This is a genomic window from Bradyrhizobium sp. HKCCYLRH3097 (assembly GCF_051167875.1).
Taxonomy (GTDB): Bacteria; Pseudomonadota; Alphaproteobacteria; order Rhizobiales; family Xanthobacteraceae; genus Bradyrhizobium.
On record NZ_JBNPTX010000001.1, the window covers coordinates 387,024 to 401,447 of the forward strand.

Here is a 14,424-nt window from a genome sequence, read left to right on the forward strand (position 1 = left end):
CAATGTGCGAGCTCACCATGACCGCAGCCTTCACGCGCGTCGGTGTCGGCCAGCTTCCGGACGCGGATGCGCGCCGCCTCGATGCGGACGGTTATCTGCTGCTGCGCGGCGCGATTCCGGCGGACTGGCTCCCGCCGCTGCGCGATGCGTTCGAGGCGGGCACGCTGCCATCCGAGCAATGGCCGGTGCCGCGCGGCCGCGACTGGCGCCACGCGATGGTCGATCTCGATGCCAGGGTGCAGCGCGCCTGCCGGCTGCCGGTGATGCTCGCGGCCGTGTCTCACATTCTCAAGGCGCCGTTCTTCCTCGGCCAAGTCGAGGGCCGCGAGCCGCTCGCCGATGGCGGCCAGCAGCCGTTGCATCGCGACGGCGTCGACCGGTTCCGTACCGACGCCGTCTCGGCGCTCGCCTTCCTCGATCCGTTCGGCCCCGACAACGGCGCGACGCAGGTGGCGCCGGGCACGCATCGCCGCGACACGGATGATGCGCAGGCCGCCCCGTTCGTCACGACAGGCGAAGCCGGCGACATCCTGCTGTTCGACGTCAACCTGCTGCACGGCGCGACCCGCAACCGCAGCGGCGCCCGCCGTCGCTCGCTGCTGATCACCTACGCCACCTCGGTGCAGCTGGACGCGTGGCGACGGACCCGCGCCTTGCGCGCGGTGCGCATGGACCAGGACGAAATCTTCGGCGCGGAGTAGCTGCGCCATCCGCCGAAGCTGCCAAGCTTCCAGCCCAAATCCCGCAGAGAGGACGCTCATGAGGCTGTACGATTCCGCGACGGCGCCAAGCCCGCGCCGCGTGCGCATCTTCCTCAGCGAGAAGGGCCTCACGATTCCCACCGTTCAGCTCGACCTGCGCGCCGGCGAGCAGTTCCGGCCGGAATTTCGCGCGCTGAACCCGCAATGCACGGTGCCGGTCCTGCAGCTCGACAGCGGTGCTGCGATCACCGACATCATCGCGATCTGCCGCTACCTCGAGGAGCTGCATCCTGAGCCGGCCCTGATGGGGCGGAGTGCGGAGGAACGCGCGCTGATCGAATGCTGGGTGCGGCGGATCGAATGGGATGGCATCTACGCCATCCAGGAAGCGTTCCGGAACAGTGCGCCAGGGTTGGAGAGCCGCGCTCTGCCCGGCCCGTTGCCGCTCGAGCAGATTCCGGCGCTGGCGGAGCGCGGGCGTCTCCGCGCCACGCACTACTTCGCGTGGCTCGATGCGCGGCTGGCCGATCACGCCTTCGTCTGCGGACCCGACTTCACCATTGCCGACATCAGCGCCATGGTGACGGTGGATTTCGCGGTCCGCGCCAAGCTCGATCCGCCGGATCACCTCCACCATCTCGCGCGGTGGTATGGTGTAGTTTCGAGCCGTCCCAGTGCGAAGGCTTGATATGATGAGCCTCGGTCGTCACTCCGTCCTGCTCGACCTCGACGGCACTCTCATCGACTCCCAGCCCGGCATCGCCGCGAGCGCCCTAGCGGCGTTGCGCGCGCTCGGGCATGCACCGGACGAGACGCTCGATATCCGCCGTGTCATCGGGCCGCCGCTGCAGGACATGTTGCGGGCGCTGCTGCAGGCCTATGACGACGATCGGGTCGACGAAGCGGTGACCGCCTATCGCCAGCATTACGGCGAGAGCGGACTGTTCGGCAGCGCGCTCTATGCTGGCATCCGGGACGCGCTGCACGAGATGCATGGCGCGGGGGTGCGGCTCTATCTCGCGACATCCAAACGGGAGGTGTTTGCGCGCCGCATCCTCGAGCATCTCGATCTCGCGTCGCTGTTCGACGCCATCCACGGCTCGGTGCCGTCAGGCCTGCTGGACCACAAGCCGGAGCTGCTCGCGCATATTCTCACCGAGCGGAATATCGCACCCTCCGACGCGATCATGGTCGGTGACCGCCGCCACGACATTGCCGGCGCCCATGCCGTCAGGATGCGCAGCCTCGGCGTGCTCTGGGGCTATGGCAGCCGCGACGAGCTCGAGATGGCCGGCGCCGACCGCCTCGTGGAATGTCCGGCCGATCTCGCGCGCGCCGTGCTGTCGATGCTGAAGGTCTAGCTCGATCACAACCTCCTGTGTTCGCGACACCCCGATCGGTCCGCGCGTCAACCTTGCACCGGAACCGGAAAGCCGCGAATATTCGCGGCAGGTCAGTTGTCATCACGGGACTATCACACACATGCAGTTCGACGACGTCATCCTCGGCCGCCGCAGCATCCGCGGCTACAAGCCCGATCCGGTGCCGCGGGCGCTGATCGAGGAGATCATCGGGCTTGCGATGCGCGCGCCGTCGTCGATGAACAGCCAGCCCTGGAATTTCTACGTCATCACCGGCGAGCCGCTGAACCGCATCCGCGCCGGCAACACCGAGCGGATGGTCGCCGGCGTCCCGCAGTCGCGTGAATTCCGTATCGGCCAGCCCTTCGCGGGCGCGCATCGCGAGCGCCAGGTGCAGGTCGCCAAGCAGTTGTTCTCCGCCATGGGCATCGCGCGCGACGACAAGGACAAGCGACAGGACTGGGTGCTGCGCGGCTTCCGCCAGTTCGACGCACCGGTCTGCATCATCGTGACCTATGATCGTGCGCTCGACGGCAGCGACGACACGCCGTTCGACTGCGGCGCCGTCACCAATGCGCTGGTCAACGCCGCCTGGTCGCGCGGCCTCGGCGCCGTCATCAACAGCCAGGGCATCATGCAATCGCCCGTGGTCCGCGAGCACGCCGGCATCGCCGACGACCAGGTCATCATGAAGAGCATCGCGCTGGGCTGGCCGGATCACGATTTCCCCGCCAATGCCGTGGTGTCGGAGCGGAAGCCGGTGAAGGAAGCGACGGTGTTCGTGGGGTTCGAGGACTAGTTGCGCTCCAAGCGCCGGCAGAAATCGTCGATCACCGCCGCCGCGGCCTCGGCATGGGTTGCCAGCAGCATGTGCGGTGCATCCAGCTCGCACAGCTTGCAGTCGGGGCGTGCCGTGAGGATCTCGGCGGTCTGTCGCCGGCCCACGAGCCGATCCGCGCGGCCGTGCAGGCACAACGCCGGACAATTGGTCAGGGCCAACCGGTCGCATTTGTCGACGCGAAGGGCGTCCTTGGCGCGTGCTTGAAGAACTGCCGCAGGAAGCGATCTCAAGACGTCCTTCAGCTGCAGCCTGAGCTCCGGTGTCGCCATCCGTCCCATGATCATCGCGGCGAAGAGGTTTGATGGAAGCCATCTCAGATCGAGCAGCGACGCGACGTGCGAAAGCCAGGCCGGTAACGGATGGCGCGCGAAGCTCGATGCAAGGATGAGCCCTGCGACTCGCGCGTCAGTCGCTGCAATCTCGATGGCGATCGGTCCGGAGAACGACTCGCCGAGAATGACGAAGGGATCTCTCGGCAACCGCTCACTGACGAAGGTCGCGAGCTGGTCGTAATCGAGCGGTCGATCGAGAGGGTAGGCGATGATCTGCGTCGGCCGGTTCGCGGACAGGCGCTCGGCAAGCGGCTTCAGGAGCTCTCCGGTTCCGTCCATTCCTGGCAGCAGGATGATGGCGATGGTCGTAGTCGGCGTCATATGATGTTGTAGCACATCCTAATCGTGACCATCGCGGGATGGGTCGGCCGGTACGGTGGGGCGGCAGCGTGCCCACCCTCGATCAGCGACTTGGTGGGCACGGCGCCACCGCGATCACGTTCGGAGACAGCATAGCTGCGCCTTTGCCCTCCTTACGGCCCCGGCCGTCGGGCTACTCTATCACCAATCAATTTTTGACTTGCGTTATTTCCGAAATCATGTTCTTATCCGCGCATCCCGTCCTCATGCAGAGGGGCGTACGCGTCGTCACGATACGTAGAGGCGGGGAGCGGTGGCCGCGTGCCTGTCAGGCGCTCTTGCGCTGACGAACGGCAGCGCGCGGACGGTCAAGCCGTGTGGTCCTGGCGCCCCGATGCTGGCGCCAATCTCGCGATGACGTTCGTGCGTCGTGGCGGGCGACGGGGGCAAACAAGCCGGTCCCCGGGGAGAGTACGGAGCAGCCGTTAAACCCATCGCGCAGGGAGGGCCGGGATGTCTCGGCTGAACCTGTGGTGACCGCCGCGTGCATTTTCTTTCGCACGCGGGCCATGGGGGCGGCCAGCTCCCGGCCTTCCCTGCGCCCTCGCATTTTCAGAGGGCGAGATCGATCAGCATAGCTCGGGCAAGCATGGCCGCGAGATCGACGCAGCGCGTCTCGTTAGCAACTCTCCGATGATCAACGATGCCTTGGCTGATGTGAGCACGCGCCTCGCAGAACGATCAGTTCTCACCTCGTCCCGCTTGCGGGGAGAGGTCGGATTGCATCGAAGATGCAATCCGGGTGACGGGGGCTCTCCGCGAGTCTGGTGTGCATGGAGAGCCCCCCTCACCCCAGCCCTCTCCCCGCAAGCGGGGCGGGGGAGCGCACCGCCGATACGGTACCAGTTCGACTCCCACTCCGAAGAAAATACTGCCTTCGGCTCCGTCATCGCGGCGAGAGACGTGCAGTGCTCAGATCTTCAGCTCGCTGCCCGTCACCCGCCGGAACGCCTCCAGATAGCGCTGGCTGGTCGCATCCACCACGCTCTGCGGCAAGGGCGGCGGGGGGGCGTCGCCGTTCCAGCGGCCGGCACGGCGCTCGGCATCGAGATAGTCGCGCAGCGGCTGCTTATCGAAGCTCGGCTGCGGCTGGCCCGGCTGATAGGCATCGACGGCCCAGAAGCGCGACGAGTCGGGCGTCATCACCTCGTCGATCAGGATGATGTGACCGTCCTTGTCGCGGCCGAACTCGAACTTGGTGTCGGCGATGATGATGCCCTGCTCGCGCGCCAGCTTTTCACCCAGCGTGTAGACCGCGCGCGTCATGCTCTCCAGCGTATACGCGGTGTCGTCGCCGACCACCTCGCGCATTCGCGCAATGGTGATGTTCTCGTCATGGCCGGTCTCGGCCTTGGTCGCGGGGCTGAAGATCGCGGGGTCGAGCTTCTGGCTCTCGACGAGGCCGGCGGGAAGCTGCTCGCCGGCCAGCGTGCCATGGGCCGCATATTCCTTCCAGGCCGAGCCGGAGAGATAGCCGCGGATCACGCATTCGATCGGGAACACGGTGGTGCGCTTGCACAGCATCGCGCGCCCGAGAATCTCGTCGCGATGCGGCGCCAGCGCTGGCACCTCCGCGATGATCGTGTCGGTGTCGGCCGAGATCATGTGGTGATGCACCACGCCTTCGAGCGCGTTGAACCAGTAGGCCGAGATCTGCGTCAGCACCGCGCCCTTCATCGGGATGGTTTCGTTCATCACGACGTCGAAGGCCGAGATCCGGTCGGTGGTCAGCAGCAGCACGCGGTCGTCGCCGACGGCATAGATGTCGCGGACCTTGCCGCGGCCGATCTTCGGGAGCGGCAGATTGCTGGCGAGAAGCGTGGTCATCGTGCAGAGCCTTCGAAACGGGAGCGTTGCGACCGCAATAGCCTATTCCGGCAGCGGAATGAACTCGTGCTCCTGCGGAACGGCGGCGAAGCGGCCGGTTTTCCAGTCCTGCTTGGCCTGCTCGATGCGCTCCTTGCTGGAGGAGACGAAATTCCACCACACGTGCCGCGGCCCTTCCAGGGCGTCGCCGCCAAGGAACATCATCCGGGTCGGCTTCACCGTGCGCACGCTGATGGCGTCGCCCGGGCGGAAGATCAGGAGCCGCGGGCCCTCGTGGCGCTCGCGCGCGATCTCGACCTCGCCATCGACGATGTAGATGGCGCGCTCCTCGTGATCGGGATCGAGCGGCACCACCGTGCCGGCCTGCGCCGTGACCTCGACATAGAACCAGGGCGAGACCATCGTCACCGGCGAGGCCGCGCCGAACGCCTTGCCGGCAATGACGCGCGCGGAGAAGCCGGTGTCGCTGACCGTCGGCAGCGCGTCCGCCGCGTAGTGCTGGAAGCTCGGCGCGATCTCTTCCGATTCGACCGGCAGCGCGATCCAGCTCTGCAGGCCCAGCATCCTCTGCCCGTTCTGCCGCTGCAGGTCGGGTGTGCGCTCGGAATGCGCGATGCCGCGGCCCGCCGTCATCAGGTTCATCGCGCCGGGCTGGATCTCCCGCACGTTGCCCTCGCTGTCGCGATGCATGATGGCGCCGTCGAACAGATAGGTGACGGTGGCAAGCCCGATATGCGGATGCGGCCGCACGTCCATGCCCTTGCCGGACATGAACTGCACCGGGCCGAAATGATCGAAGAAGATGAACGGGCCGACCATCTGCCGACGGCCATGCGGCAGCGCGCGGCGCACGGCAAAGCCGTCGCCGAGATCGCGGGTGCGCGGCACGATGACGTGCTCCAGCGCGTCGCAGGATGTGGGATCGCCGAACTCGGGATCGATCGATGGCTGCCAGCTCATGGGGCGCTCCTGCAATGTGGTCGCGCGAGCTTAGCAGCTTCACGAGGGCGAGGGCAGGGCACGAGGTCGCGGCGCTTGCGCGATTTGAACGAAGCGAAGCTCCGGCCTAGAGTTCCGGTGCTGACAACGGACCCATGACGATGACGCTCGAAAGCCTCGATCTCGCGCTTCGCGCCGCCGCCATCGCGCTGCTGGCCGTGCTCGCCGTCGCACTGGGACGCGATCTCGGCAGGCAATGGCGCGGCCGGCTCGCGATCGCGCTGGCGCTGGGCTCGGCCGCGCATGCCGCGACTTTCAACATCGGCGGCACGGCTGCGCCATCGCTCGCTTCCACGCCGCTGATTGCGGTGGCGACCGCCGATATCGTCGTGCTCTGGCTGTTCTGCCGCGCGCTGTTCGACGATGGCTTTGCGTTGCGTTGGCTGCACGGCCTGATCTGGCTCGCGGTGTTCGGCTTCAGCCTGCTGAGCTGTCTCGTGCTGGGGCCTGCCGGACATGGACGGCTCGTGATCGTCGCCAATAATGTGCTGGCTCTCGGCTTCCTCGGCCTGACCTTGGCGCAGACCATCCGTTCCTGGGCGGCGGATCTCGTCGAGGGACGGCGGCGCATCCGCGCCTTCGTCGTGATCGCGGCGCTGTCCTACGGTGGCGTCAATGCGCTGCTGCAGATGGCGTCCGCCGGCAGCGGCCCGTCCGAGCTCGCCAATGTGGTCAACGCGGCGATGTTCTTGGCCGTGGTCGGCGCCGTTGCGCTGATGCTGCTCAAGGTCGGTGCCGGCGATGTGCTCGCGCCGGAGGCGCCCCCGGCCGCGGCACTCGAAGCGGTGGCTCCGAAAGCCGCCGACCGCAGGCTGGTCGATTCGCTGATGCGGCTGATGGCGGACGAGCGGGTCTATCGTCGGGAGAACGTCACGATCGGCATGCTGGCGACGAAGCTCTCCATTCCTGAATACCGGCTGCGGCGGCTGATCAATGGCGAGCTCGGCTACCGCAACTTCAACACCTTCCTCAACGCCCACCGCATCGAGGAGGCCAAGGCCGCGCTCGCCGATCCTGCCCAGGCCGAGGTGCCCGTGATCACCATCGCGATGGACGCTGGGTTCCAGTCGCTTGGGCCCTTCAACCGCGCCTTCAAGGCGGTGACCGGGGTGACGCCGACCGAATACCGGCGCATGAGGCTGTCGGCGGCGTGATCTGTTCAGCCTTGAAACTGCAGAGGAATTCCAGAATCGGCGAGATCCCGGCGATTCTCGGCTGGGATGATTTCCGAAATCGGCGAGCGTCCGGGCCGCAGCCGCAGTCTGGTCCGGCAGATCCAACTGACGGAGGAGCTCCTCATGACCAGACGCCGCCTGCTGCTTGCTCTCGTTGCCACCACCGCGCTGACCGCCCTGGCGGTCGGCGGGGCCCGCGCCCGCGATGTGCCGAAGGTGGCAACCGGCTTCATCGCCAGCCTCCTGTGCTCGGAGACCTTCGTCTCCGGTCTCGACCCGGACCGCACGCTCTCCGAGACCCGGGCCGCGATGCCCGGCGCCGGCCTGCTGAGCTGGGCGATGGACGTCCGCGTCGATCGCGCCGCCAAGGACGTCACCGTGACGCTGCTCGGGATCGGGCAGAGCCGGGCCGTGTATCGCGACGGGCTCGGCTGCCACATGGACCATGGCGAAGCGGCGGATTGGCCGGCCATCCGGCCCGCTGCGCCAACCCCCGCCTTGCTGCCCGACATCGCTCCGCCACGCGTCGTCGCGCCGGTCACTCCGGCCCTCGCGGCAGCGCTGGATCGCGCCTTTGCCGAGCCGGACTCGCCGCCGTTCCGGCATACCCATGCTGTCCTGGTGATGAAGGACGGCAAGGTGATCGCCGAGCGCTACGCCCAGGGTTTCACGCTCGACACGCCGCTGCTCGGCTTCTCTGCGACCAAGTCGATGACCGCGACCTTGATCGGCATTCTGGTCCGCCAGGGCAAGCTCGCGCTGCATACGCCCGCGCCCATCGCGGCGTGGCGGGACGACAAAGATCCGCGCCACGCCATCACCGTCGATCACCTCTTGCGCCACACCGCAGGCCTCGCGCTCGGCAGCTCGCTGCAGGCCTCGCTGTTCTCGGCGCTCGAGCCGGTCAACCGCATGAAATTCGTCGAAACGGACCGCGCCGCCTTCGCCGAAACCATGCCGCTCGAAACCACGCCGGGCGCGGTCAGCAATTATCACGACGGCAACACCGTCATCCTCTCTCATCTCATCCGCGACGCCGTCGGCGGCAGCGCTGCGGATGTGCTGCGCTTTGCGCATCGCGAGCTGTTCGATCCGCTCGGCATGACCAGCGTCACCCTCGAATTCGATGCCGCTGGCACACCGGAGGGATCGAGCCAGATGCTGGCCTCGGCGCGCGACTGGGCGCGGCTCGGCCAGCTGTATCTCGACGACGGCGTCGTGGCTGGCCGCCGCATCCTGCCCGCTGGCTGGGTCGCGTATGCCAGCGCGCCGACGCCCGGCGCGTTCGTCGGCCTCGGCGCTGGCTTCTGGACCAACAGTGGCGACAGCTTTGGCGCCAACTACCGCACCTCCCATGGCTGGCCGCGCGACGCGTTCTTCGCCAAGGGCACGCTCGGCCAATATGTCATCGTCGTCCCGTCGGAGCGTCTCGTCATCACGCGTTTCGGCCGCACCGTGAATTGGCCGCCGGAGGCCGATGGCGTGGCGCAGCTCGTGAGCGACGTGATCGCGGCGACGCAGGGAGAATGACGCATGCGTTACGCTCTTCCCAAAGCGGTGGCCTGCTCGACACGTTCGAATCGCTCCAGCGACAGGATCGCGTCGGCGAAGCTCTGTGCCCGGCTGCTCAGCACTGGCCGCGCCAGCGTCAGAAACTTGTCGCTCATCGCCTGCGCAGTCGGGAACGAGGTCGGCTCGCCGGAGGGATCGTCGTGCAGCCGCTCGTGCACGCCATCCGCGGTGGTGATGGTGACGCGCGCGCCGAACGGATGGCTGCGGCCGATCTCCAATTTGTCGTCCTGCACGACGTCGAACTTGTCGGCCAGTGCATTGATCGCGGCGTCGCCAAGGCGCGTGTAGTCGTCCCAGCCGAAGCGGCCCTGGTCGAGCGCAAGCGCGCCGGTGAAGAACATCGAGAACTGGCCGCCGACGATCGAGGTCGGATGGCGCTTGGTGGCGGCATCGCCCGTCAGGGTGATGCCGTTGCGATGCAGGCCGATCTCGACGCGCTTAACCTGGTCCGGCGTCAGATTGTGCTCGCGGCGCAGGGCGATGATGGCGTCGATCGCAGCATGGGTATAGCGGCAGCTCGGATACGGCTTCACGCCGATCTTCATTGTCTCGTAGGTGGAGCCGAGCCCTGCGACCGCCTTGTCGTGATGCGGCGTGTCGGTGTAGCCGACGAGGAGGCCGTGCTTGCCCTCGACGGATTCGATCGCGCCGACGAAGTCGTTCTTGGCGAGCGTCGCCGCGATCACGCCGTTCATCGCCGACGCCCCGACCTGATAGCGCTTGTTCCAGGCGCCGTTGACGAGAAACTGCAGCGAGCCCGCGGCCTGGCTGCCGGACACGCCGAAAGCGTAGATCAATTGCTGCTCCGACAGGCCGAACAGCTTGCCGGCGGCGGCCGCCGCGCCATAGGTGCCTGCGGTCGCGGTCGGGTGGAAGCCGCGGGCATAATGCGAGGTCGGATCGAGCGCGTTGCCGAGCCGGCAGCACACCTCGTAACCGGCGACGATCGCGGTCAGCACCTCGCGGCCCGAGGCGCCGACCATCTCGCCGACGGCGAAGGCGGCCGGCACCACCGGCGCGCTCGGGTGCAGCGAGGAATCGGCGTGGGTATCGTCGAAATCGAGCGAATGGCCCATCGTTCCGTTGAGCAGCGCCGCCACCGCCGGCGTCCAGGTTCTGCCGTCGCCGAATACGGTCGCCTCGCCCGCCGCATCGAGCTTCAGCGCCGCCAGCATCTTCACCACCGACGGCGTCGATTCCGCCTCGCGCCGGGCCCGGATGGCGCTGCCGAGGAAGTCGAGCGTCAGCACCTTGGCGCGGTCGAGCACCTCGGGCGGGATATCGTCATATTTCAGCTCCGCGACATAGGCGGCGAGCGTTGCGGTTTCCTGGGCCATCGTGTTTCCTCGCATCGTTGCAATGACCGTAGGCAAGCCGATTCCGCCTTTCAAGCCGGTTCGGCCCGGTGGGGAGCTGCCATGCCGCGATCGCGCTGGTGCTTTTCGAGGTGAGCGACTGATGGTGTCCTTGAAACGGCTGTTCGGCCGGTTGCGCGCCCGCAAGGCGCCGATGTCGCTGGCGGTCCGCGGCACGGTGGCGGCGACGCTTGCCTTCGCGATCGCCACGGCCTTCCACCTGAAGCTGCCGCTGTGGGCGGTGCTGACCTCGCTGATCGTGACGCAAGGCAGCGTCGGGCGCTCGTTGAAGGCAACGCGCGACTACATGTTCGGTACCATCGGCGGTGCGATCTATGGCGGCGCCATCACGGTCTTCATCCCGCATTCGGGCGAGCTGCAACTGCTCGGCATGCTGATCCTGGCGGTGACGCCGCTCGCCTTCATCGCCGCGATCAATCCAAGTCTCAACGCGGCGACGGTGACGGCCGTGATCGTGCTGCTGGTGCCCACGATGGGCCATCTCGATCCGCTGGGATCGGCGATCGACCGTGTGTTCGAGGTCGCGGTCGGCGCGCTGACCGGGCTCGCCGTTTCGTTCATCGTGCTGCCGTCGCGCGCGCATGTGCAGATGCGTAGCGCGGCGGGGCGTCTGCTCGAACTGATCGCAGCCGCCTTCACCGAGCTGCTGGCCGGCCTGTCGCGCGGCCGCGACAACGACGCGCTGCATCGGATCCAGGACGGCATCGGTACCGCGCTCACCGAATTGAATGCGACAGGAGCGGAGGCCGAGCGGGAGCGCTCGGCGCGGCTGTCCTCCGGCGCCGATACCGGCCCGCTGCTGCGGACGATCCTGCGCCTGCGCCACGACGTCGTGATGATCGGCCGTGCCAGCGTAGTGCCGCTGCCATCCGAGCTGCAGGCGCGCTTGTCGGGACCGGTGGCGCGCGTCAGCGATGCCATCGCGAGCTATCTGCGCGGCTGTGCCGCGGCCATCCGCAACGGTTCCGGCCCGCCGGCGATCTGGCCGATCCACGTCGCGGTGAAGGCCTATGCGGAAGAGGTCGCCGCCGTCCGCAGCGACGGTCTCACGCGGGGCCTGCCGGGTGACGCCGCCGAGCGCTTCTTCGCGCTCGGCTTCTCGCTGGAGCAGATGCGCCAGAACCTGATCGATCTCGAGCGCGTCGTTGCCGAATGGGCGGGAGCGTCGACCGGGAAGCCGCATCCACCGGAGCGCGACGAGACGCCGGATACAGCGGGGGCCTGATCTCCTCATCGCGACAACCGCAGGAAGCGCAGCACCAGCAGGGCTGCATAGATGGCGGTGCCGATCGACAGGCCGATCCAGATCCCGGTCGCGCCGAGCGCGGTGTGGAAGGCGAGTGCATAGGAGGCGGGAAAGCCGATCAGCCAGTAGCCGAGCACGGCGAGCAGCAGCGGGATGCGCGTGTCCTTGATGCCGCGCAGCGCGCCGACCGCGATCGTTTGCAGCGCATCGGTGATGAAGAAGGTCGTGCCGATCAGAAGCAGCATCGCGGCGAGCGCCGCCGTCGCTTCCGCATCGGCGATGCCGGCGCCGAGGAACTGCTGCACGATGTCATAGCGGGCAATGACGATGCCGAGCGTGAACAGCATTGCGAGACCTAGGCCGAGCGACATTGCCATCAGTCCGGCGCGACGGACACCGGCCGCATCGTTACGTCCAGCGGCGTGGCCGACGCGCACGGTCGCAGCCATGCTGATGCCGAACGGCACCATGAACAGGATCGCCGTGATCTGCAGCGCGATCTGATGCGCGGCGAGCGCGGCCGTGCTGATCAGTCCCATCAGGATCGCCGCCGCCGAGAACAGGCCATATTCGAGCAGGAACGACAGCGAGATCGGAGCGCCGATGATCAGGAGCTGCCGCATCAGCCGCCAGTCGATGCGCCCGAGCCGGGCCAGGACATGATAGTCGCGGAACGGCGGGCGCAACGCGGCGAACCACAGACCGGCAAGAAACGTTCCGAGGTTGACGGTCGAGGTGGCGAGGCCGACGCCGGTCAGGCCGAGCTGCGGAAAACCCCAGTGGCCGTAGAGCAGCGGATAGACCAGCAGCGCGTTGAGCGGGATCGCGGCCAGGGTGATCCAAAGCACCGGCTCAGGGCGGTTGACGGCGCCCATGAAGCTGCGCAGCGCCAGGAACCACAGCATCGGCGCGATCCCCCAGGCGAGACCCGCGAGATAGTCTTGCGCGAGATGCGCCACGCCCGGCGCCTGTCCCAGCGCAAGCAGGATGGCCTCGCCGTTCAGCGCGATCAGCATGATCGGCAACGCGATGAACAGCCCGGCCCACAGCCCGACACGCAGCGCGCGCCGGACCAGCCCGGCATCGGCCGCGCCGAACGCCTGTGCGGCGAGCGGTGCCACCGCCGACATCAGACCCATGCCGAAGGTCGAGCCGACGAAGTAGACGGTGCCCGCTAACGCCGCCGCTGCAACGGCATCGCCGCCGAGCCGGCCGATGAAGGCGAGATCGGTCGACATCATCGCGATCTGCGACAGCTGCGTCAGCGCCATCGGCGCGGCGAGGCGGACCGTCTCCCAGAGTTCGAGCGCGAGAGAAGGTGTCGGCGCCGCCGGCGGCGGCGCGTGGTCCGTTCCGGCTGTGAAGGTCATGATCGAGGCTATAGCAGTCCCCGCAGTGTCGTGCACATCACGCCGTCGTCGTCATGGGCCGTGCGAGATGCGAGCGTCGCGGCAACATCATCGTTGGAGCTTGGGTTCACGACGTCGGCCATCGCGGACTGCTCTCGTGCCGAACCAGATCGGATCGGACGGCCACACACGTTCCCGCGACACGGCGTGCCCGGGTGAGGCTCGATTTGCTCCCCTCGAACAGGAAGAGGGGCAGGGAAGGCCGGGTGCTTGACCACACCCATGGGCCGCCTGCAAAAGAAGTAGCAGGCGGCAGTCACCACAGGTGGGCCGCACATCCGGCCTTCCCTGCGCCATGGTTGGAACGGCTTATACGTACTCTCCCCGGGGACCGGGCTTGTTTGCCCCCGTCACCTTGCGGATCGCCCGCCGGCTTGACCTCAGCATCGGGAGGCCAGGACCATACGATTTCGCCGTATGCGACAGCCCCTTCGTCCACGCGCCAGCCTCAAGAGAACCTGAGTGCGCGTTGTGAGCCGCCGCATCCATCGCATCCCACCCTCAACGGTCCGTGACGATCGCGAAGCGCCCCTCTCATGAGGACGGGACGGGTGCATTGTTTCTGATTTTCGAAATAGAAGCAAGCGAAAAATTCTGAAAACCGGCAAGACGCAACGTGGTGGCTCGGCTGGGCTGCCGCGCGGTCCGATGCGTTCTCCGTCATTGCTTGCGGAGTATTCAATCTGGGGACGGAGAGCCGGCGCGGCAGCGGGTCGAAGACTTGCGCGGAATCAGGCGGCCGTTGCGACCTGCCGGAGCATCGCCTTCACGACGAGGCGGTGAAACGGCTTTATCACGGCGAGATAGACGCGGCCGAGAGCGTTGTGGGTCTGCACCAGGGTGCTCGCTGTTACTTGCGTGGTCGCGCGATGAGAGACCACGTCGACCAGGACACGAAAATCCAGATGCTTGTCGTCGAAGCCGAGCACGAGTTGCTTTGGCGTTTCGTTGATCACCGGGAAAATCCCGATCATGGGGCTCGGACGGCGTGCGTCCGCGCCCGAGGTCTTCAAGCCGAACGGCCGGACCAGCCCATTGCGGAGTTTCAGGAGAGCGGCCATCCACCAAGGCGTATGGCCGAGCATGCGTTCGGCCGCGGTGCGGGCATCGAGGACCGCGCCGTCGATCGTGATGCGGAAGGCATCGGCGAAGTCAGCACCGGCGAGCCATCGGTCACGGTCGACATCTGGAGTGATCTCGCTGATTGTCATGTGCCCTGAGCCTC

At 67.2% G+C, this 14,424-nt stretch carries 13 protein-coding genes; 7 read left to right on the forward strand and 6 right to left on the reverse strand.

The window, feature by feature from the left end; all coding sequences use genetic code 11:
* Nucleotides 1-17 precede the first annotated feature (17 nt).
* The 4 genes from ACQR0U_RS01810 (at nucleotide 18) to ACQR0U_RS01825 (ending at nucleotide 2,861) form a co-directional block, all read left to right on the forward strand.
* Nucleotides 18-701 (forward strand): phytanoyl-CoA dioxygenase family protein, encoded by a 684-nt coding sequence (locus ACQR0U_RS01810; RefSeq protein ID WP_315751796.1) that lies wholly within the window; start codon nucleotides 18-20, stop codon nucleotides 699-701.
* Nucleotides 702-759: 58 nt separating this feature from the next.
* The gene (locus ACQR0U_RS01815) at nucleotides 760-1,389 is read left to right on the forward strand and encodes a glutathione S-transferase family protein (RefSeq protein ID WP_315751797.1); all 630 of its coding nucleotides are present in this window, start codon (nucleotides 760-762) and stop codon (nucleotides 1,387-1,389) included.
* 4 nt (nucleotides 1,390-1,393) lie between these two features.
* Nucleotides 1,394-2,062, forward strand: coding sequence for an HAD hydrolase-like protein (locus tag ACQR0U_RS01820; RefSeq protein WP_315751951.1), 669 nt, complete (start codon nucleotides 1,394-1,396; stop codon nucleotides 2,060-2,062).
* A 121-nt stretch (nucleotides 2,063-2,183) separates the two neighbouring features.
* Nucleotides 2,184-2,861: a nitroreductase gene (locus tag ACQR0U_RS01825; RefSeq protein ID WP_315751798.1), complete on the forward strand. Its 678-nt coding sequence runs from the start codon at nucleotides 2,184-2,186 to the stop codon at nucleotides 2,859-2,861.
* Here ACQR0U_RS01825 and ACQR0U_RS01830 read toward each other — a convergent pair.
* The 3 genes from ACQR0U_RS01830 to ACQR0U_RS01840 form a co-directional block, all read right to left on the reverse strand.
* Nucleotides 2,858-3,556, reverse strand: coding sequence for an alpha/beta fold hydrolase (locus tag ACQR0U_RS01830; RefSeq protein ID WP_315825640.1), 699 nt, complete (start codon nucleotides 3,554-3,556; stop codon nucleotides 2,858-2,860). The genes ACQR0U_RS01825 and ACQR0U_RS01830 overlap by 4 nt on opposite strands.
* A 951-nt stretch (nucleotides 3,557-4,507) precedes the next feature.
* The gene (locus ACQR0U_RS01835) at nucleotides 4,508-5,422 is read right to left on the reverse strand and encodes a phosphoribosylaminoimidazolesuccinocarboxamide synthase (protein WP_315715007.1); all 915 of its coding nucleotides are present in this window, start codon (nucleotides 5,420-5,422) and stop codon (nucleotides 4,508-4,510) included.
* A gap of 42 nt (nucleotides 5,423-5,464) precedes the next feature.
* Nucleotides 5,465-6,382 (reverse strand): pirin family protein, encoded by a 918-nt coding sequence (locus ACQR0U_RS01840; RefSeq protein ID WP_434842500.1) that lies wholly within the window; start codon nucleotides 6,380-6,382, stop codon nucleotides 5,465-5,467.
* Nucleotides 6,383-6,522: 140 nt separating this feature from the next.
* Here ACQR0U_RS01840 and ACQR0U_RS01845 point away from each other — a divergent pair, with 140 nt between their 5' ends.
* Nucleotides 6,523-7,575: a helix-turn-helix domain-containing protein gene (locus ACQR0U_RS01845; RefSeq protein ID WP_434872069.1), complete on the forward strand. Its 1,053-nt coding sequence runs from the start codon at nucleotides 6,523-6,525 to the stop codon at nucleotides 7,573-7,575.
* A 144-nt stretch (nucleotides 7,576-7,719) separates the two neighbouring features.
* Nucleotides 7,720-9,126 carry a serine hydrolase domain-containing protein gene (locus tag ACQR0U_RS01850; RefSeq protein WP_434872070.1) on the forward strand — a complete coding sequence of 469 codons (1,407 nt, stop codon included), beginning with the start codon at nucleotides 7,720-7,722 and terminating at the stop codon, nucleotides 9,124-9,126.
* An 8-nt stretch (nucleotides 9,127-9,134) separates the two neighbouring features.
* On the opposite strand, the gene ACQR0U_RS01855 is transcribed toward ACQR0U_RS01850, so the two are convergent.
* On the reverse strand, nucleotides 9,135-10,505 hold the full coding sequence (locus ACQR0U_RS01855; protein WP_315751808.1) for an MmgE/PrpD family protein: 1,371 nt from the start codon (nucleotides 10,503-10,505) through the stop codon (nucleotides 9,135-9,137).
* Nucleotides 10,506-10,626: 121 nt separating this feature from the next.
* On the opposite strand from ACQR0U_RS01855, the gene ACQR0U_RS01860 reads away from it, so the two are divergent.
* On the forward strand, nucleotides 10,627-11,769 hold the full coding sequence (locus tag ACQR0U_RS01860) for an FUSC family protein (RefSeq protein ID WP_434872071.1): 1,143 nt from the start codon (nucleotides 10,627-10,629) through the stop codon (nucleotides 11,767-11,769).
* 5 nt (nucleotides 11,770-11,774) lie between these two features.
* Here the strand turns inward: ACQR0U_RS01860 and ACQR0U_RS01865 are convergent, their stop codons facing one another.
* Together ACQR0U_RS01865 and ACQR0U_RS01870 are read right to left on the reverse strand one after the other, a co-directional pair.
* Nucleotides 11,775-13,160, reverse strand: coding sequence for an MATE family efflux transporter (locus ACQR0U_RS01865; RefSeq protein ID WP_434872072.1), 1,386 nt, complete (start codon nucleotides 13,158-13,160; stop codon nucleotides 11,775-11,777).
* Between the two features lie 770 nt (nucleotides 13,161-13,930).
* On the reverse strand, nucleotides 13,931-14,410 hold the full coding sequence (locus ACQR0U_RS01870; RefSeq protein ID WP_316166337.1) for a DUF2867 domain-containing protein: 480 nt from the start codon (nucleotides 14,408-14,410) through the stop codon (nucleotides 13,931-13,933).
* Nucleotides 14,411-14,424 lie beyond the last annotated feature (14 nt).